Source organism: Paraglaciecola hydrolytica (genome assembly GCF_001565895.1).
In the GTDB taxonomy this organism is placed as follows: Bacteria; Pseudomonadota; Gammaproteobacteria; order Enterobacterales; family Alteromonadaceae; genus Paraglaciecola; species Paraglaciecola hydrolytica.
Genome location: NZ_LSNE01000009.1, coordinates 210,226 through 230,520, shown reverse-complemented (window position 1 = coordinate 230,520; position 20,295 = coordinate 210,226). Strand labels below are relative to the sequence as shown.

The following is a 20,295-nucleotide window of genomic DNA, read 5'->3' as shown; positions in this document are numbered from 1 at the left end:
CTAAATAAATTTCACCAGTTTTCCTAATATTTAATCCAACATATTGATTTTAATAGAAAATAATAATTGGCCTAATCCCTGCTCTGCATATTAAGGTTGTTTTATATTTATCTAAACTTTATTAAGCAAATTTAAGGAGAATAAAAATGGATGAAGGCATGACGTTTGTATTAATTATTTTATTTGCGTTTGTATTGCCCATTGTGGTGATTGGCACTTGGACCTCACACAAAAAAGATATGGCGAAATTGAATGCAAGTTTAAACAGTTCAGAAAAAACCAATGTGCTGAATGAATTAGCTGCGGTAAAATCCAGACTAGAAGTACTTGAAGCCATAGTCACAGATAAAAAATATCAATTATCTCAAGAGATATCTGATTTACGCTCCACCGAAAAATCACGAATTAATTAGTACCCGCGAAATTTTCAAAAAACAAAACCCAAACTCGATTTGGGTTTTGTTTTTACAGCACCTAATAAGGCTTTTTTGGGATAAAGATTGATCTTAGGCCTGTGCCTATGTTCTGATCTAATAATCTGATTTGTTGTTCATGAGGATCTGTTTTGAACGACCCAATAATTCCCCTAGTTGCTGTTGGTTTAATCTCTATAGCCTGTCAGTTTTTTGCCTACAAAATTAAGATCCCAGCCATTTTACCCTTGCTAGTAGTAGGTATCATAGTAGGTCCAGTTACCGGCTTAATTAATGCTGACAACCTGTTTGGGGACTTGTTATTCCCTGTCGTGTCGTTGGCGGTGGCCATCATACTGTTTGAGGGAGCCTTAACCCTCAAATTTGAAGACTTAAGCGGGCACGGCTCTATGGTACGTAATTTATGTACTGTGGGCGTCATCATTACTTGGTTGATTGTGGCACCCGTAGCCCATTTTGCTTTGGGTATGTCGTGGCAAATGGCCTTTTTACTGGGCGCTATTCTCACGGTTACCGGCCCCACCGTTATCGTACCTATGCTTAGAACCGTGCGCCCTAGTAGTAAAATATCCAACATATTACGTTGGGAAGGCATTGTCATTGATCCTATCGGTGCCTTGTTAGCTGTATTAGTTTTTGAATACTTAGTGGCTACTCAAGATGCCATATCACATACGCTTTATGCCTTTGGTTTAACCTTGGCCGTTGGCTTTGGCATAGGTGCATCAATAGGTTATTTAATGGGGCAAATGTTACGCAACAACTGGGTTCCCCATTACCTTATTAATACCGCCATTCTCACCATTATGCTTGGTGCCTTTGCAGGCTCTAACTTGTTGGCTCACGAATCAGGCCTGCTCACAGTCACTGTGATGGGCATGGTACTGGCCAATATGCGTAATGTGGATGTAGATGACATTCTCGAATTCAAAGAAACCTTAAGTGTATTGCTGATATCCGGTTTATTTATTTTGCTCGCTTCTCGCATCAATATTGATTCGATTATCCATGTAGGTTGGGGCTCTATTGTCGTATTGATTGTAATCATGTTTGTTGCTAGGCCATTGTCGGTAATGGCCTCATCCTTTGGCACGGGACTTAATTGGCGAGAACTCGCCTTACTCAGTTGGATAGCCCCACGAGGTATTGTTGCCGCGGCGGTATCGGCGCTGTTTGCTTTAAAACTTGAAGCGCTAAACTACGAGCAAGTTGATTTATTAGTACCTATGGTATTTTTGGTGATCATCACCACGGTAGTGATCCAAAGTCTGACTTCGGTCAAGGTCGCTGAATATTTGAAAATGCGTTCTCCCGCCCCTAATGGATTTTTAATCTTTGGGGCCGGCCAATTTAACCGCATGTTTGCCAAAGAATTACGTGAATACAACATTCCAGTTTTGCTCACAGATACTAACTGGGATGCTTTGCGTTTGGCTAGGATGGATAATATTTCCACCTATTTTGGTAATCCTATGTCTGATCATGCATCACGTAAAATTGATCTCACTGCTTACCGTAGAGTCTTGATCATGTCCCCCTACAAACAATTAAACCCCATGTTAACCTACCATTTTGAATATGAAATGGGTAAAGGCACCGTACTGGGTTTAAGTAACAATGAACAACAACAACGTCCTAGCCATCAAGTAGCAGGATCTTATACTAAAAATCTTGGGCTATTTGCCGACGACATTACCTATGGCAAGTTAGCCAGTTGGGTAACAAAAGGCGCAAAAATAAAAAGCACCCGCTTAAGCGAAGAATTTAATTACGAGTCATATCAACATGAATACGCCGAGCGCTCTCTTAAGTTGGCTGCAATTGACCTTAATGGCCATGCCCACTTGTTTACCACCAATAACAACCTTAAACCCAAAGCTGATTGGCGTATTATCAGCCTGATCACCGCAGAGAAAAAAGTGGTCGAGACGCCAATTGAGCCTGATAGTCAGGTGCAAACGACTGATAGCATCGTGGATAAAAAAACCCAGAAGATTAGCGAAACTAAATACACTGTGATTTAATAAACAATCATTACTATTTTTTATTGACAAATATGTTTTATATCAATAGTTTGCCTATGATTAAAGGATTAAATATGAAGCACTCAAATGACTACTGTTTTAAGCTATCAAGATAGGTATGCCAGTTATCGGCTCAGCATAGAAAATCGTATAGTTTGTGCGGTTGTCTCTGGGGCCGTGGGTAACAGTTTTGCCGCACGGTATAACAAAGATTTTTATTTGCTGATCGATCAACTAGAGCCTGGTCCTTGGGGACATTTTGGAGATTTCAAAAACCTTGAGGCTTTGACAGCAGAAGCCCAACAAACGTCCAATCTATTACACAAAGAAGCATCTAAACGAGGCTGTGTAATATCTGCCTTTCGAATGAATTCGGCACTATTAACTAATCAAGTGAATATGATACGCAATAACAGTGACTTACCAACGTTAGAAAACCAACAGTTTTTCGAAACTAAACAACAAGCCATTGCCTTTATCGAGGACTTTATAGCTAACGCAATAAACACTGAAAAAACGTGTTAAATACAATGTTAGAACTGCTCTATTTTTTACAGAATGGCTAAACAGGCTTTTTATGTACTACAGTAGCACTTGGTTTAATCGGTACACGCCCTAGAAGAAGGTAATATTATGCACGGCCCAATGGGTGAGTCCAGTTACACCAAAGAAGTAACCAGCGTCATCAAATATATCCATAGCAATACCTCAGTCAAAGATTCGATGTATGAACATGCGGCTTTATATTTCATTGATGCCGACAAAGAAATCGCTAAAAAACAACATCTCACTGCGCAAGTAAAAGAAGCTCGCGTAGCACTCGAAAATGCCAACTCAAAAGATAAAACCAAACTTGCAGTAGAATTACAAAGCGCAGAATATTTACTTAACGAAGAAACTAAAATACAAAAACTTGCCCAGCAAGAACGCCAAGAGCGCGTTTATAAATTATGTGAAAGCATATTATTGTTAAGCGAAGGCTGCGATTACCAAGACACACAAACCGATAGTGCCAAATTCCTCGGCACCCTATTGTTATTATCACCCCACGAAGGCGCAAAATTACCTGAGTTACATCAAAAGTTAAAACCTGCTTATAAAGGTGTATTAGCGCTTAGGTTATTGGATAAATTACTGGACGAGGAAATAATAACAAATAGCTACATCTTACAAAAATACCAAGATGAGCTACGTTTTAGTGAAGAAGAAAAAGGCATGTCCGTTTTTCAACGTGACGTATGTGTACCTATTATTTTAGCGGCTTTGATCCAAGATATTGGCCTGCAACATCCTTTAGCCCAGTTGATCCTTAAAGGTCCTGAGGGGAATTTAGACGAATACCGTGTCCTCGAAAATGACGATCGTATTGCCCTGTTGAAAATAAATTATCAACAATCATTAAACTATCTAATACATGGCGTAGGTTTGGTCACATATCGGGGCAACAGCCGAGAAGAAAAAAAACTCTTTGATGAAAATGAAAAAGCACGATTACAGTTTACTAAAAGCCTGTTAACAGATTCGATTAAGCCCAAAATGGCCGAAGGTAACCTACTTAAGATCCCACAAATTTACGCTTCTGTGGTGTTTTCAACTAAAAAAGAATCCAATTTAAACAACTTGCCCAAAGCGACCTTAGTACTAGATAAAGCAGCGCAAATGAAATCAATTAACGCTGAAGCCACCCAGCACTTTATTAGTATTGTTGGCCATTTCCCTCAAGGCTTTGGTATTACTTACATCCCCAAAGACAGAGAGAATCAGGATTTAGAGCGCTATGAATACGCCATCGTTTTTGCGCTCAATCCTAAAAACCCCTTTGTACCGGTTTGCCGTACCGCCACCCGCCATCTGACCTTTAACTCAGTGGGAAAACGTATAGTGGTGCCCATTGAGAATAATCTCTATTTTGCCACCACCCGCAAAAAGTTTTCGGTTATCAGTCCAGAGCGTTTAGAAGCGATCCTCAGTAAACTTTGTTCCAATTTTGCAGAACGTAAAAATCTCGATTTGATCCCCAGCCACTGGAATCCATACAGTTATTTTTGTTTTACCAAATTTCAGAATTTATGGAAGAAGAGCAAACAATAGCGGACTCTGAACATACGCTAAATTCCTAGCGTAGCGTTATCAAGATACCCCAGCTTTATTCCAGACATAAAAAAAGACGCCGAGGCGTCTTTTTTTAATAAAACCAGTCTTAACGACGTAAGCCTAGTTTTTCAATAAGAGTCTGATAACGCTCAACGTTTTTGCTTTTCAAGTAGTCAAGTAATTTACGACGTTGACTTACCATGCGCAATAAACCACGACGTGAGTGGTGATCTTTCTTGTGCTTAGCAAAGTGACCTTGTAATTTGTTGATGTTGTTAGTTAACAAAGCAACTTGTACTTCAGGTGAACCTGTATCGCCTTCTTTAACACCAAAATCAGCTAAGATTTTTGCACTTTCTACATTAGTTAGTGACATATTTTTCTCCAAAGTAGGACCGGCGTTAACCGGATAGTTTAAACAGACCTGCCGATCACTAATTCAGCAAGCCAAAAATGAGCGCGTATTATAGCGATCAATGTATAGATAGCAAGGCCTATGTTTGGCTATACAACAGATAATCCGAGGGTTTAAGGCAATACGTCAGATAAATTACTTCAGAGTTATTTCTAATTCTATGAGGATAAAATACCATATGCACCTAATAAGCGATGCATATCGCGCTGACCATGTTTACCTTTGTGAGTTTAAGAGTCCTAGATGTATAAAATTTTATTTTTTGTGACACTCTATTGTTTTACTACCCTGCTTAGTGCAGAAGAAAAAGCCGCCGAGGTTCAGCCATTAGATCCCAAATATATGGGCACTCATGGCATGGTATTAGTCACCCACGCCTCTAGTTTATATGCATCGGTATTACCTCAATATAAACCTGGTCAAAATGTTCAGTTAATATACCGAGTGGACAGCAAATACATCCCTTTACTGCATTTAGTGAATGATGCGGATCTAGTCACCGTTAAACCCAAACCCTTTAATTTACAAAGCTTAATACGCGGTGAAAAGCTAAGTTTAAAAGCCGATGTTTACTTAGGACATTTCGCCCGAGGTGGTTCACTGACACTGCCCAATATTGATTTAGTCATGGACACTCAACTTTATTTAAGAATGTTAGATGAGCCTCAGCCATCTAGTTCAACCCAGGTATATGACAGTGTTGAGTTAAATAACAACAGGCGACTTTTAGTGCACCAGTTACAAAGTGCCCCAAGTTATGACCACTTACTGTTACTGTTAGATGATGTGAGTTGTATTACTACTTTCAGGGCATCTAGTGCGGTGCCGAGCCAGAATGAAATTTATCAAAAACTGGCTTTTTGTGGCTCAATAAAACCGCTTTATTACGAAACAGATGAATTTCAAAAGTAGTAAGAATAAATTAGCCGCAGCAAAGAGAGCATAGAGACTTCACCTTTTATGACAAACAAGTTACAGTCAGAACTTGCATTTTAGCAACATTGCCCCAAGCTTGATAAGTGAGACACAAGAAGTAACCTAGTATGTAAATTAAACGCAAAAGGAAAACCTATGAAAATAAAGCTTTCTGGTCACCATGTAGATATTAGCGACGGAATTAAACAATACGTCGATGAAAAGTTTTCCAAGATATCCAGCCACTTCCCTACTCTGATTTCTCTCGACATTATCATTGCCAAAGAACACGGCGACTATGAAGTGGAAATACGCACGAATTACGAAGGTAGTAAAATTTCTGCAACTGGTGCAGATCATGTGATGTATCCCGCCATTGCCAAGGCCGCCAAAAAACTGGATGCGGCTCTGTCACATAGAAAAGGCCACTTAAAAGGTAAACTACATGAAAAACCAACAGTGACAACGCCTGAAATTGCCCATGAAATCATTCAGGAAATGAATCTAACCTAAACTCTATTTGATATTTTTATAAACCAAAGCAGCCTGAACAATGGCTGCTTTGTTCCTCAAAATTCATTGAATTACACTTCTCGCCAATTCACGTTCACAAATCTTACTATAAAATAAAACCTATATTGCCCTTACAAGTTGAATCTGCGGATCATAATTCAATTAAAAAAGTCAATATTGCTATGCAGATTAGGGCTAATCGTCTTGTCATTTTAGTCAAACGTGAAAAAAACAGACACATCTGGGAAAGTTTTACAGATTTCATCTACAAAAATCACTTAGCATTTAACTAAACTATTGAAAATCAATAACTTAATTAAGTGGCACAATCTTCGCTATGTTAAACATAATGGCGACAACGAAAGTGCGGCTAGTTGATTTTTAACTGCAGCAATCTACTCGCTCAATGCATGAATAACACATGTCAAAAAACCACTGAATACCAGCCAGTTAAGGAGAGAGAAAATGCCAAACACCAGCAATCTATCTGTGCAAAGTGAGCCAGTAACAGCCTGTATTTATGATGAAAACCAGTCAGGTGTGTGGTTATTATTTACTAGAGATCAACCAGAATTTGTGGCGAATATCGACAAGGGAGCCTATCAAAAAATACTGCATTATCTGGCTACTTGTTCTTCAATGCGCCAACATATATATCGCTATTTTGAAGCTTTGCAAGCCAATACTCAGAATCGAAATTTTTCTCGTTAATAAATATTAGAATAATGCTGTAGCCTTATGCAGACTCTCTCACTACCACCCGTTTGGGTTGCACTCGATTGCCTTCTTCATATATACCCACGCCTAAAAAAAGGTGAGTATCAGGCGCATAAACACGTACTTGTTCGCCGGGGATAGCCGTCGAAGAAGATGACACTGCGAGCCTGGCCGAATTGCCATTATTGTAATACACCACTTGTTCAGCACTCAAAGTGACTTCTGCTAAGCCTTTTACCGCAGTGTCCATAGGAAGCAATAAAGGATCTAACAACTCAGCGACCTCTATGCCCTGTTCTTTAGCTTGACTAACGAGTACATCAAGTTGTTCAAGGGTGAGCATTTTATCACTGGGATAATCAGTTACTTTAGTTCGATGTAGTTTGCTGACATAAGCTCCACAGCCCAACACCTGACCAATATCATCTACCAATGAACGGATATACGTGCCTTTACTGCAATGTACCGTCATATCCACTTCATCGCCGTCAAAACGATCGATACTTAGCGAAAATATGGTAATAGCGCGAGCTTCACGAGGGATATCAATGCCTTGTCTGGCATAGGTATATAGAGGTTTACCCTGATGTTTTAAGGCGGAAAACATTGAAGGTACTTGTTTTATTGGCCCTCGAAACTGCTCACATGCTTGAGCAAACTGTTTTGCAGTAACATTAACCTCTTTTGTTTCTACTACTTCACCAGCAGCATCAGAGGTTGTAGTGCGCACACCTAACTTGGCCGTAACTTGATAAGTTTTATCTGTATCCAGTAAAAACTGCGAAAACTTAGTGGCCTCACCTAAACACACAGGCAACATACCTGTAGCAAGGGGATCAAGTGCGCCAGTATGGCCAGCTTTTGCTGCGCCAAAGGCCCACCTGACTTTTTGCATGGCTTGATTAGACGAAATATCTAAGGATTTATTCAGTAGAAAGATACCGTCTATTAGGCGTCCCTTACGTTTTTTAGCCACCCTTAATCCTCTTTTTGCTCTGAGGTACCGTCTATTTCTGACTCACGACCAGCCAAACGCGCCCGTTCGTTATCTTTATTGCGAGTTTCGCTAACCAAGTTAGCAATGCGTATACCTTCGGTTAAGGAGCTATCACGCACAAAACTTAATCCTGGTACAGCGCGCATACGCATACGGCTGGCTAACAACGTACGAATAAAACCTTTGTTTTCAAACAAAATATTCAAATAATTTTGCACTTGCTCTTCGTTATTTTCGAAAAAAGTCACAAAAATTTTGCAGTGGGCTAAGTCACGAGAGACTTCCACATCAGAGACTGTCACCATGCCTAAACGGGGATCACGGTTTTTAAACTCATTTTGTAAAATACTGGCGATTTCTTTATGTATTTGCTGACCTACACGATCAGTACGGGAAAATTCTCTGGCCATCTTTTTTTCTCCTGACATGATTAAATGTCATCACAATTGCGAAAACGGAGGCCTTAGCCTCCGTTTATATTTATCTTGAATCAAAGCTTGTGTAAGAGTGCGACTAACTCATTATAGTTCGCGTTTTACTTCCACAATTTCAAATACTTCGATTTGGTCACCTGCACGTACATCGTTGTAGTTTTTCACACCGATACCACATTCCATACCGTTACGAACTTCTTGTACATCGTCTTTGAAACGACGTAGCGATTCAAGTTCACCTTCATAAATAACGATATTGTCACGTAATACACGAATAGGATTACTACGTTTAACGTTACCTTCAATTACCATACAACCAGCAATAGCACCAAGTTTAGGCGATTTAAAGACGTCACGTACTTCAGCCAAACCGATGATTTGTTGTTTGAATTCAGGCGCTAACATGCCTGTCATGGCAAACTTAACTTCATCAATCAAGTTATAAATAATGCTGTAGTAACGTAAATCAATTTCTTCGGCTTCAATGATACGACGCGCAGTGGCATCGGCACGAACGTTAAAACCAATGACGATAGCACTTGAAGCATTCGCTAAACTAGCGTCAGTCTCGGTAATACCACCTACACCACTACCAACGATATTCACTTTTACTTCGTCAGTTGACAAACGCATCAGTGATTCAGCAATGGCTTCAACCGAACCTTGAACGTCAGCTTTAAGGACGATATTCAACTCACTAAACTTACCCGCTTCCATATTGGCAAACATGTTTTCAAGTTTAGATTTTTGTTGTTTAGCCAGTTTAAGCTCACGTTGTTTCATATTACGTTTAGACGCAACTTCACGCGCTTTACGTTCGTCTTGTACGACTAAGGCTTCTTCACCTGCAAGCGGTACGCCGGACAAACCAAGCACTTCAACCGGAGTAGAAGGACCTGCAACCGTCACTTCTTTGCCATTTTCATCACGCATCGCACGAACACGGCCATATTCAATACCACAAAGTAGTATATCACCGGCTTTAAGTTGACCTTGTTGGATCAATACTGATGCAACCGGTCCACGTCCTTTATCCAGACGAGACTCGATAACGATACCTTTAGCTGGGCCGGTAGGCGCAGCTTTAAGATCTAACATTTCAGCTTGCACAATAATGGCGTCAAGTAAGTCATCGATGCCCATACCGGTTTTCGCCGATACATAGAGGAATTGGTTTTCACCACCCCACTCTTCAGAGATAACCTCAAGTTGTGACAACTCTTGTTTAACTCGGTCTACATCAACAGAATCTTTGTCCATTTTGTTAACCGCAACGATTAACGGCACACCTGCAGCTTTAGCGTGCTGAATGGCTTCTTTAGTTTGTGGCATAACACCATCGTCTGCTGCAACAACAAGTACCACGATATCAGTTGCGGTAGCACCACGAGCACGCATGGCGGTAAACGCGGCGTGACCAGGGGTATCTAAGAATGCAATACGACCTTTATCTGTTTCAACACTATAAGCACCGATGTGTTGAGTAATACCACCCGCTTCACCATCAGCCACTTTGGCACGACGAATGTAATCGAGTAACGAGGTTTTACCGTGGTCAACGTGACCCATGATAGTAACAACTGGTGCACGTGAATCTTGATCATGTACTTCGTTATCAGCCAACAACTCATCTTCAAGGGCGTTATCGTTAACCAATTCATATTTGTGACCCATTTCTTCAACCACTAAAATCGCAGTTTCTTGGTCAAGAACATGGTTAATGGTAACCATTTCGCCCATTTTCATCATCGCTTTGATGACTTCAGTGGCCTTAATCGCCAATTTACTGGCTAATTCGCTAACGGTGATAGATTCGCCAATACGCGCGCTTTTTTCTACAGGCTGAGCAGGCTTGTTAAAGCCATGTTTAAGGTCAGAACCAGCATTTTTCTTCGGCTTTTTACGACGGCGTGAGCTACGTTCAGATTGAATATCATCAGCATCTTCCGCTTCTTGCGCATAACGGTTTGAATGTAAATGCACTTCTTCGGCTTCTTGCTTCTTACGACGCTCTTCTTCTTCTTTCCAGCGACGAGAGTTTTCTTCAGCTAGTTTTTTAGCTTCATCAGCAGAGGCTTTAGCATCTTCTTCAAGTTTACGCTGAGATTCTTCTTCCTGTGCCTTGCGAATTTTTTCAGCATCGGCACGAGCTTTTTCTTGCTCAGCTTTTTCGGCTGGGCTTAAAGAAGATTCTTCCGCTTGACGGGCTTCTGCCTCTTTTTTGGCTTTTTCAGCACGTGCAATACGCTCAGCTTCGGCTTTCGCTTTAGCTTCAGCGGCTTTCTGGGCTTTTTCTTCCGCTTCTTTTTTGGCACGTTCAGCGTTTTCTTGCTCAGCTTGCAACTTAGCTTGTTGCTCAGCCGCAATTCGCTTAGCTTCTTCTTCCGCTAAGGCCTGCTCTTCTACGTCTGTACGTTTAATATAAGTACGTTTTTTGCGTACTTCTACGGTTACGGCTTTCGACTTACCGACGCTGAGCGTACTGGTAGTCTTGCGCTGTAAAGTCATACGACTAGGCGCACCTGAACCAAAACCGCCATGTTGCTTACTTAAAAAGTCGAGCAATTGGCGTTTTTCTTCTTCAGTAACATTAGAAGTAGCATTTTTTACAATGCCTGCGCTATTAAACTGTTGTATTAAACGGTCTACCGAAGTGCCTATATCGGTGGCGAGTTTTTCTATGGATACGTCTGCCATACTGGTATTCCTCCTGGTGACCTATTCTTCATTAAACCAAACGATATTTCGAGCAGCCATAATCAGCTCACCCGCTTTTTCTTCGTTTAGCTCTTCAATATCTGCAATCTCGTCTGTGCCTTGTTCGGCCAGCGCTTCAAGATCGGTAATGCCGCGGCTTGCTAATATGTAAGCCACATGTCTGTCCATACCGGGTAAATTCAGCAATTCTTCTTTCGGCTCAGAAGCTTCAAGTGTTTCTTCATTGGCTAATGCACGGGTTGTGAGGGTTGCACGAGCTCGGCCGCGCAATTCTTCAACCATGTCTTCATCCAAACCTTCAATGTCTAAAAGTTCGTTGATTGGAACATAAGCAATTTCTTCTAAGGTGCTGAAACCTTCATCTACCAATAAGCTGGCAAAATCTTCATCTATATCTAAACCTGCAGTGAACACAGCCAATACCTTGGCGTTTTCTTCTGCATGTTTAGCGTTAAGATCTTCAACTGTCATCACGTTAAGTTCCCAACCAGTCAACTGGCTAGCTAAACGTACGTTTTGACCACTACGACCGATAGCTTGAGCTAAGTTATCAGCTTGAACCGCCACATCCATGGCATGTCTATCTTCATCTACTACTATCGAGGCAACTTCTGCAGGTGCCATAGCATTAATAACAAACTGGGCGGGGTTATCATCCCACAATACGATATCCACACGCTCACCGTTAAGCTCGCCAGATACGGCTTGTACACGTGACCCACGCATACCAACACAAGCCCCAACAGGATCTAAACGTTTATCATTGGTTTTTACCGCGATTTTTGCGCGAGAACCTGGATCGCGCGCGGCGGCTTTGATTTCCAGCGTTTCTTCAGCGATTTCTGGCACTTCAATGCGGAACAATTCAACCAACATATCAGGGTGAGTACGGCTGATAAACAACTGCGCGCCACGGGCTTCAGGGCGAATAACATACAATAAACCACGGACCCGGTCACCCGGACGGAAAGTTTCGCGAGGTAACATATCATCACGATAAATCACGCCTTCAGCGTTATTACCTAAATCAATGACGATATTATCGCGATTTACTTTTTTAACGGTACCTGTGACTAATTCACCAACACGCTCTTCGTATTCAGCAATAACCTGATTGCGCTCAGCTTCACGTACTTTTTGCACGATAACTTGTTTGGCGGTTTGTGTCGTAATACGGTCAAAAGCGATAGAATCAATTTGCTCTTCAACAAAGTCACCTAATTGCAAATGAGGTTCATCCATCTGCGCTGCCGAAATACACATTTCCGCCGTAGGGTTTTCTTGTTTATGATCATCTGCAACCACTAACCAACGACGGAAGGTATCAAAATCGCCGGTTTCGCGGTTAATGCTGACACGCACTTCGATATTGCCTTCATTTTTCTTTTTGGTAGCGCTAGCGATTGCGAATTCTAAGGCTTCGAAGATTTTTTCTCTTGGAACCTGTTTTTCATTAGATACGGCTTCAGCCACTAATAAAATTTCTTTATTCATTGTTGCCTCACTTTTTACTTTCTTGCCAGACATGAACTATTTCCTTACTTAGTCAAATGAAGGAACCAAGTTTCCTTTCTCTATATTTACAATAGCCAACACAAAGGTTTGGTTATCAACTTGAACTGTTAAGTTACCTGCTTCGCAGGCCAGTAATTTACCTTTAAAATTGCGTCTGTCGTTAAGTGGCATTCTCAAGCGCACTGAGACTACTTCGCCAACACAATTCAGATAATGTTGTTCTTTGAATAAGGGTCTATCCATACCCGGTGAAGATACTTCGAGGTTATATTCAACAGTGATAGGATCTTCTACATCCATGACAGCACTTACTTGGTGGCTGACATCGGCACAGTTTTCTACCGTAATACCGTCTGGATGATCAATATATATACGCAAAGTAGAATGTTTACCCGCGCGGACAAACTCGATACCCACCAATTCAAAACCTAAGGCTTCAACGGGGGCAACCAGCATGTCGGTTAATTTTTTTTCAAGTTGTGACAAAAGCTTGCTCCAAAAACAAAAAAAGGGCTAATGCCCAGAGTATGTTTATAAAATACGACAAAACGGATAACAAAAAGCCCCTTTCAAGCGGGGCTGTTTGATTCTGGACCCTAGTCCACTAATTTCACTAAAATGTGTTTATAACAGCATTTTAGACAGTGGTTGCAGAAGTGTACGTCGTTTAATATGAAGCAGTTGCCACAGTATAACTTATTAATCTTCTGCCTTTATGCGAAACGTTACTATCCAAATCAGAGGGAGCCCGTCTCAAAAGATGGCCGCATTATATAGAGGATAAAAGCCATAAGCAACTGAAGAAACGCGCAAAAATTAACTAAGTCAGTGATTTAGTTAGCCGCACTGACTTAGGCTTACAAGTGCTTAACCCTTAGGTAACATGTCTGATAATAATAAGGCAATGCCAAGAAATGACATAAAACCAACAATGTCGGTAATGGTAGTTAATACAATGGACGATGACTGAGCGGGATCCATTCCAAATTTTTTCAAAGCAATAGGTACAATAGCCCCTGCGGTACAAGCAATAGCAAGCGATGTGACCATAGCTATTGCCATCACCAAGGCTAAACCGACTGAGCCACTCCATAAATACACGGCAATAGAACAGGTCACTGCAATGGCAATACCATTAAGCAAGCCAGCCAATAATTCTTTAGTCATCACCTTTAGCCAATGCCTAGGAGTAATTTCTCGCAGAGTCAAACCACGCATGGTCACGGCCAGTGCCTGAGCTCCCGCATTACCAGATTGCCCAGCAGCTACTGGCAGCAATATAGCCAAGGCGGTAATTTGCGCGATAAGATCTTCAAACGCCCCTACCACGGCAGAAGCAGCAAAGGCAGTTAACAAATTAATCTGTAACCAAGGTAAACGTTTTTTGACTGCAAACCAACTACTTGAAAGGGCTTTTTCTTCTTTACTGGCACCCACCATGGTTTGCATATCGCTGGCCAAATCTTCTTTGGTGGTTTCATAGACATCAAAAAAACGGATCAAACCAATTAATTGATTATGGCTATCCATAACGGGTATGGCATTACAGCGAAACCCTTCAAATTTTTCGATAACGGTTTCTTTATTATCCAGTGCACTTAAAACGGTACTAATAGGTTTGGCTAAGATATTTAACTTGTCATCGGGCTCAGCAATGATCAACTCGGCTAGGGTGCATTCGCCGACTAATTGTTGATTGTTATTGAGCACATAAACCACATCAGGCGACACTTGTTTGAGTTGTTTTAACTTGGCCAATACCGCAGCCACTTCCATGTCCTCATAAAAAGTATTCACCCTAGTGGTCATTAATCGGGCAGCGGTATTTTCCGGATACTCTAACAGCTCACGAAATTCTTTGGCGAGCAAACTTTCGCTAACATCCAGGGCAGCCAATAAAACATCCAGCTTATCATCTGTTACTCGGCTTAATAATGTGACGGCCACGTGGCTATCTAAACTCTTAAGTAGCTGACAAGCATAATCTGTTCTGAGCAACGAAAATATCTGCTCTGCACTGCCTGCCGACAGAAAATGCCAGAGATTACGCGCCACAAAAACCTCTTGGGCTTGCAAGATTTCTACTGCATCTCCAGCGTCAATCGTTTCTAAATGGCGCGCACTTTTGAAGGGATAATGATGCAAAAAATCGAAGTTTAGTTGACTTGTGGTTTGATCCAGTAGCTGTTGTTGATTAAGCATGATTTTCTCCCTTCCTGTCGCTCAATTTTCTAAACCAGTAACCCACACTGCCCTAATGTACTTGGCAGCTTATTTAGTGTTTGCAGGACTGATTAAATCCATAATTGACATAAAAGTGGCACCATAAATATCCACTAGATCAGCAGAAACCGTTTCATTTTGATTTTGCTGTATATCTTTACGATATAAAAAGTGACGCAAACTATGATGATGCAACACGCCCACAAACTCATGTTTACGATTGATTACCGCCAAAGTATCTGTGCCCTTCCAATATTGCAGCTCAGCCGCGCTCACGATGTCCAAACTGGCAATAATACTATTCACTTGGGTTTGCATCACATTGTGCAGCAAAGTAGCTGAGGGTAAAACAAACAGCTGGCTTAAAGCCAGTTTCCCCATTAATTGCCGACTTTGATTAACGATAAATATTTCTTGTAGATAACCATGGCGTTTGTTTTTCAAGCGCTGCATAGCATCTTCAACCAGCATCTGTTCATCGAGGATCAATACATCGGTTTCCACCAAGGATCCTACCGAATATTCTGGATAAGAGATCAACATCTTGATTAAGGCTTGTTTATTGCGGGGCAAGGTCTCAACGAGTTGTGTTCTTTGCTCAGCATCAAGGTAACGCAACATGGCCGCCACATCAGCGGCATTCAGTTTTTCTAACCATTTAAAAACATTAGCACTTGGTACCAACATTAAAATTTTGGCCGCCACATTAGGCAGCATCACACGTAATACTTGCACAACGGCGGCAACAGGTGATTTTTGCAAGAGCAAACAAGCTTGTTCAGGAGCTAATAACTCAAGCTGACGAGCAGCCGCCTGGGACTCCACTTTCAAAAAATGTACACTGAGTTCTAATTGGGCGGCCGTCATAGTCTATCCGTATTTAGAGCGAAGGTTTTCATCAACTTGCAACACATCAATTAGTATTTGAGGGGATATGTTGCTCCTCTTGTTCCTCATCGACTATCACACTGGAGGATTCAAGGCATATTCTAGCTGGCACAAAGGTGCGCCCATGTTCACAGTCAAGAATTAACATTGTAGAGCTTATTTCGAGCAACTGACCTTCAATGTCACCAAGTTTAAGTTTATCACCATGTTTAAAGTGCTTTTTAGCCTGACGCGCGCCAGCTAGGTTTTTGACCAGTTCACTACTGCCAAAACCATAGGCCAAAGCCACCCCAAAGCTAATTACTCCGAGTTGTACAATGATGATAGTGGTGATGAAATGGATATTGACGCCAAGTTGCTCAATACCGATGACACATGCAATAAAAATGATCAGCAACTTGACCATTGAGCCTAGCCGTTGACTATGTTGTAAACCAGCAGTGTGTGCCGCGGCGGCCGCCATAGAACTGACCACACTAGCAAGTAGAAAGCCACCAAGAACAATGACCCCAGCCGCCACAATACGCGGCACATAACTCAAAAACTCTTTGAGCCAAGAGGCAATAAAATCCATGCCTAAACTAGACGTTGCGGCAGCAAAGAAAAACAACATCACAACCCAAAACACCAATTTTCCCGCTATCCTCGCCTGCTGAGGTTTGATATCAATTTTTTTAGCTAGCTGCAGTGTGTGGCCCATGCTGTTCGCAAGTTTACTCAACATCGCCAACATACTGGTGGTCATTTTTTCTGCTAGCCACGCTATAACCCAGCCAAGCACCAATAAGATCAACGCGCCTATGATTTGTGGTAAATAGGCCAACAGATAACTAATAAGTTGATCGTAACTGGCGAACAGGGTCGTTTCCCAAGAATTACGCATTGCATTGATTACCTTAAAACGCAGATTGACAAAGGTTAACAGTATATTTTTATCAGCGCCATGGCCTATTATTAGCACTTAACTCAAGCAAAATTTTAGCTTTTAACGATTAAGACTATTAAGCAACATAGCTCTGAGTTTACGCGCCATATCGTCATCGATGGGATTAAGCATGCCTTTGGCTTGGTCGGGAATATGCACTTGTGATACAGGTGAAAACACATAATGCTCAAACAACTGCCGCCACGCATCGCGCTGGCATTGAGGTAAATCTTTAATACTCAGCATAGCGTGTTTCAGCACGTCACCGGGGCTGCCTAGATGTTCACCAACCTGCCGCCACCAGTAATTTACCAGCACATTAAAATCACTCAGGGCTTCAACATGATGCCACCACATACTGGGGATAAAAATTGCATCACCCGCATCAAGTTCTGCGACTAACGCATGTTCAAGTGCGGTTTTAAACTTAGGAAAACGTGCAAAATCTGGCTGCTGAAAATCCACTAAACTGGCGGGTTGACCTGCAGGGGTAAAATCCAAAGGGCCGATATACAAGTTATCTAATTGCTCGGGGGGAAATAACGTAAAACGCCGTTTACCCACAGCCACACAGGCCACATTATCCGTCACATCATAATGAGCAGCAATACGACTTTGATTACCAATCCATATGCTGACTAAAGGTTTGTCGGTTAGTTGAGGAATATCATTTTCTAGCCTTAGGCCGGGTAGAATATGGTTAATCGAGGTAGAGCCAACATACACAGCCTCGGTTTCGCTTTGGTCGGCCATACTCAATACTTGTTTGAGTAGGGCATCTAGTTGATAGGACTTACGAGTGAAGTTAAAACCACTAAGATCGCTATTGTAAAAAAAACGCCCTTTTTCTTGGGCCGCTGCCACCATAGCATAAACCGGTTTTTGATTATAAAACTGTGTTAAATAATCCGCGGCGCTTTGTTTTGAATCTTGCCCGGCCAATACCAGAGGCCAGTGTTTAACTAGGCCTCGCAGTATTAAAGGTTGTGTAGCACAAAGAATATCATCCGTTAAATCGGCGTAGCTGTGACAGTTTATTTCTTCTACTGCGCTGATAGCCGACAACACTAAATACCCCTAACTCGCTTATTTTTCATATCGATTAAGCGTGACAAGGTGGCCATTGACGCAATCATCATATAGATTAAATTTACATAGCCTTGTTGATGCAATGTAAACAAGGTATCTGCTGGCAGAGCATTCAGTTTTTCTTCATTGATGGTATAGAGATTATTAAATTCGAGTTTGCTGCCATCATGTAATTCCATTTTAATCGCCACTGATTCGATGAGTTCATGTTGCAATAGTGTGTCGATGAAGGTTTTGTTTTCAATATGGCCGCTATGGATCCTACCTAAAACAGAATTAATGTGTTGTAAATAAGGCGTTTGTCCACCTTGGGGTAAAAACACCGCTTCGCCTTCGGTGGTGGATTTACTGATACGTGGACTATCCATATCAACATGTACTACAGGTTTAGGCTCTGCTTGATTATCTTGCTGAAACCCAATCAAAAAAGGACGGCGCTGTACCGTTAATGGCACATAAGAGGCATTCCAACCGTTTTCTTCCATAAATAAATTTTCTTCGGCAGCTAAACCAAATAAAGCGATAGCTTCAAACTGCGCGGTATCGGTATTTTTGCGAAATAAGATCGGATACTCACCTTGTACATAGCGAAACTCAGAAAGATAAACATGACCATAACTGGCGTTTTCCCCAAAAGCAGGCTGATGCAGCGTTAGGATGCGTAAATCTTTGTGGCGTACATTATCGAGTAATTGATGATTGGGCATAGACTTTCCATTTATTCTGTTTTGTTTATTTTAATTAGATTTATTGTTAGTTATCACAGCCAGCTTAGATTTTTTGCAATCCATACTGGTGGATTTTATTAATTAAATCACGATTAGTGGGTAAACCCGCGACTAATTTTTGACTTAACTCAGTATTTTTTCTGAATTGTTGCTCTGCTTGTTGGGCATTTTGTGAACGGCGCTGAGTGGCTCTGCTTAGCGTTTCAAAGCCCATTCCATACAATACATACTGGTAACTGGCGGAGGGGAAGACTTCGTCAACCTGCGTAAAATCATGGTGCCAAGGTGATTCGTAACGCCACAAGGTTAACAAAGATTGTAAGGCTTGTGGGATAGTTTCAGCTTTACAATTATCTATCCAATATTGACTGTCAGTGCGTTTGGTCAGCACATAATGCAATTTTAGAAAATCGATAATTCTGTCCCAACGATATAAAAACTTATCGTTAAAACGTTTAGCTACAATATCCATGACTGCACGGCTAGCAGGTAATTGTTCACTGATCATTTGAGCTGATAGTTCAACCAGCACCAATGCTGAGGCTTCCAAAGGCTCTAAAAATCCTGCCGACAAGCCTACCGCCACACAGTTGTTGTGCCAAAACACCTCCCTATGGCCGGGTTTGATATCAATTTTTCGGATAGTTAATTCATCGGCAATATCAGCACGGCTGGTGCGTATATAGTCTCGTAATTCAGCTTCAGCTTTAGCATCACTAATATGTGTGCTGGAATAGACATGGCCTACTCCGCGACGAGAGGGTAAACCTATATCCCATATCCAACCCGCTGACTGACCGGTTGAGACAGTGTGCGAAACAATTGCATCGTTTTTGTTGGCATAAGGAACGTGACAAGCCAAAGCGCTATCGTTGAATAATATGTGTTTTTTGCAGATAAACGGCACCTGATAATGCTGACCAATCAACAGGGCGTTAAATCCCGAGCAATCGATAAACAGGTCGCCACTTATGTCGCCGGAGTTTTTAGTAGTTAGAGAAGCAATATCACCATTTTCCGCAGCATTCACCTGAATAACATGATCCAGAATATGTTTCACACCTAATTTTTGCGTGCAGTGTTTTTGCAGAAAAACCGCAAACTTACCCGCATCAAGATGATATGCATAGTTAGCTACATGTGCGTATTCAGGCGTAGTATTTTGTTTGGGCGCTAATCCACGTTCGCACAAATGGCCTTGAAAACTGACGGCATCGGCAAAAGACACTTTATCGCCATGAGGTTGCCAAAAAGGCACTAAGTTTATTTCTTCATAACCTTGAGGTAGTACCAAAGGATGATAATAAGCATCGTTTTCTGCGCCTGTTACCCATTTGGCAAATTTTGCCCCTTGTTTAAAACTGGCATCACATTCACGGATAAAGTCAGTTTCGCTAATGCCCATTTTTTTAAGGGTGCCACGCATGGTTGGCCACGTACCTTCACCTACCCCCACGATATTTACATCAGGTGACTCAATTAAACGTACTTCAATGCCCTGCTCACTATTTGCCATGTGCTCTGCGGCAATAACACCAGCGGTTAACCACCCGGCTGTGCCACCACCAACAATAGTAATAATGCGAGTTGTCTTATCCACCAAACCTTTCCTGCTTTATCTGTTGCCTGAATACTCAGACATAAGAACTTTTTAACAATATATCAC

At 41.6% G+C, this 20,295-nt stretch carries 19 protein-coding genes; 7 read left to right on the top strand and 12 right to left on the bottom strand.

Annotated features, from left to right (window positions below; genetic code table 11):
- Nucleotides 1–158 precede the first annotated feature (158 nt).
- The 4 genes from AX660_RS16760 (at nucleotide 159) to AX660_RS16745 (ending at nucleotide 4,549) form a co-directional block, all read left to right on the top strand.
- Nucleotides 159–413, top strand: a complete 255-nt coding sequence (locus AX660_RS16760) for a hypothetical protein (protein WP_235594769.1) — start codon at nucleotides 159–161, stop codon at nucleotides 411–413.
- A 152-nt stretch (nucleotides 414–565) separates the two neighbouring features.
- Nucleotides 566–2,458, top strand: a complete 1,893-nt coding sequence (locus AX660_RS16755) for a cation:proton antiporter (RefSeq protein ID WP_068379241.1) — start codon at nucleotides 566–568, stop codon at nucleotides 2,456–2,458.
- An 87-nt stretch (nucleotides 2,459–2,545) separates the two neighbouring features.
- On the top strand, nucleotides 2,546–2,983 hold the full coding sequence (locus tag AX660_RS16750; RefSeq protein WP_068379239.1) for a hypothetical protein: 438 nt from the start codon (nucleotides 2,546–2,548) through the stop codon (nucleotides 2,981–2,983).
- A 108-nt stretch (nucleotides 2,984–3,091) separates the two neighbouring features.
- Nucleotides 3,092–4,549, top strand: coding sequence for a hypothetical protein (locus tag AX660_RS16745; protein ID WP_068379230.1), 1,458 nt, complete (start codon nucleotides 3,092–3,094; stop codon nucleotides 4,547–4,549).
- A 109-nt stretch (nucleotides 4,550–4,658) separates the two neighbouring features.
- On the opposite strand, the gene rpsO is transcribed toward AX660_RS16745, so the two are convergent.
- The gene (gene rpsO / locus AX660_RS16740) at nucleotides 4,659–4,928 is read right to left on the bottom strand and encodes a 30S ribosomal protein S15 (protein WP_068379227.1); all 270 of its coding nucleotides are present in this window, start codon (nucleotides 4,926–4,928) and stop codon (nucleotides 4,659–4,661) included.
- Nucleotides 4,929–5,210: 282 nt separating this feature from the next.
- Between rpsO and AX660_RS16735 the strand changes: the two genes are divergently transcribed.
- The 3 genes from AX660_RS16735 to AX660_RS16725 all read left to right on the top strand — a co-directional run bounded on the left by AX660_RS16735 (nucleotide 5,211) and on the right by AX660_RS16725 (nucleotide 7,106).
- Nucleotides 5,211–5,879 (top strand): hypothetical protein, encoded by a 669-nt coding sequence (locus AX660_RS16735; RefSeq protein ID WP_068379224.1) that lies wholly within the window; start codon nucleotides 5,211–5,213, stop codon nucleotides 5,877–5,879.
- A gap of 159 nt (nucleotides 5,880–6,038) precedes the next feature.
- Entirely contained in the window at nucleotides 6,039–6,395 is a 357-nt protein-coding gene (gene hpf, locus AX660_RS16730; RefSeq protein WP_068379221.1) for a ribosome hibernation-promoting factor, HPF/YfiA family, read from the top strand.
- A gap of 465 nt (nucleotides 6,396–6,860) precedes the next feature.
- Nucleotides 6,861–7,106: a hypothetical protein gene (locus tag AX660_RS16725; RefSeq protein WP_068379218.1), complete on the top strand. Its 246-nt coding sequence runs from the start codon at nucleotides 6,861–6,863 to the stop codon at nucleotides 7,104–7,106.
- 25 nt (nucleotides 7,107–7,131) lie between these two features.
- Here AX660_RS16725 and truB read toward each other — a convergent pair whose 3' ends face one another.
- The 11 genes from truB to AX660_RS16670 all read right to left on the bottom strand — a co-directional run bounded on the left by truB (nucleotide 7,132) and on the right by AX660_RS16670 (nucleotide 20,229).
- On the bottom strand, nucleotides 7,132–8,088 hold the full coding sequence (gene truB / locus AX660_RS16720; protein ID WP_068379215.1) for a tRNA pseudouridine(55) synthase TruB: 957 nt from the start codon (nucleotides 8,086–8,088) through the stop codon (nucleotides 7,132–7,134).
- Between the two features lie 2 nt (nucleotides 8,089–8,090).
- On the bottom strand, nucleotides 8,091–8,519 hold the full coding sequence (gene rbfA, locus AX660_RS16715) for a 30S ribosome-binding factor RbfA (protein WP_068379212.1): 429 nt from the start codon (nucleotides 8,517–8,519) through the stop codon (nucleotides 8,091–8,093).
- A 111-nt stretch (nucleotides 8,520–8,630) separates the two neighbouring features.
- A complete protein-coding gene (gene infB / locus AX660_RS16710) occupies nucleotides 8,631–11,240 on the bottom strand; it encodes a translation initiation factor IF-2 (RefSeq protein ID WP_068379209.1) in 2,610 nt (869 codons plus the stop codon).
- Nucleotides 11,241–11,261: 21 nt separating this feature from the next.
- Nucleotides 11,262–12,755, bottom strand: coding sequence for a transcription termination factor NusA (gene nusA, locus AX660_RS16705; protein ID WP_068379967.1), 1,494 nt, complete (start codon nucleotides 12,753–12,755; stop codon nucleotides 11,262–11,264).
- A 48-nt stretch (nucleotides 12,756–12,803) separates the two neighbouring features.
- Nucleotides 12,804–13,262 (bottom strand): ribosome maturation factor RimP, encoded by a 459-nt coding sequence (gene rimP / locus AX660_RS16700; RefSeq protein WP_068379206.1) that lies wholly within the window; start codon nucleotides 13,260–13,262, stop codon nucleotides 12,804–12,806.
- A gap of 381 nt (nucleotides 13,263–13,643) precedes the next feature.
- Entirely contained in the window at nucleotides 13,644–14,978 is a 1,335-nt protein-coding gene (locus AX660_RS16695) for a magnesium transporter (RefSeq protein WP_068379203.1), read from the bottom strand.
- A 69-nt stretch (nucleotides 14,979–15,047) separates the two neighbouring features.
- On the bottom strand, nucleotides 15,048–15,866 hold the full coding sequence (locus AX660_RS16690) for a magnesium transporter MgtE N-terminal domain-containing protein (protein ID WP_068379200.1): 819 nt from the start codon (nucleotides 15,864–15,866) through the stop codon (nucleotides 15,048–15,050).
- A gap of 46 nt (nucleotides 15,867–15,912) precedes the next feature.
- The gene (locus AX660_RS16685; RefSeq protein ID WP_068379964.1) at nucleotides 15,913–16,770 is read right to left on the bottom strand and encodes a mechanosensitive ion channel family protein; all 858 of its coding nucleotides are present in this window, start codon (nucleotides 16,768–16,770) and stop codon (nucleotides 15,913–15,915) included.
- Nucleotides 16,771–16,872: 102 nt separating this feature from the next.
- Nucleotides 16,873–17,880 carry a cupin-like domain-containing protein gene (locus AX660_RS16680; protein WP_235594768.1) on the bottom strand — a complete coding sequence of 336 codons (1,008 nt, stop codon included), beginning with the start codon at nucleotides 17,878–17,880 and terminating at the stop codon, nucleotides 16,873–16,875.
- A complete protein-coding gene (locus tag AX660_RS16675) occupies nucleotides 17,880–18,608 on the bottom strand; it encodes a SapC family protein (RefSeq protein ID WP_068379197.1) in 729 nt (242 codons plus the stop codon). Before AX660_RS16675 ends, AX660_RS16680 begins: the two co-directional genes overlap by 1 nt.
- 64 nt (nucleotides 18,609–18,672) lie before the next feature.
- Nucleotides 18,673–20,229: a tryptophan halogenase family protein gene (locus AX660_RS16670; protein WP_068379195.1), complete on the bottom strand. Its 1,557-nt coding sequence runs from the start codon at nucleotides 20,227–20,229 to the stop codon at nucleotides 18,673–18,675.
- Nucleotides 20,230–20,295: the final 66 nt, after the last annotated feature.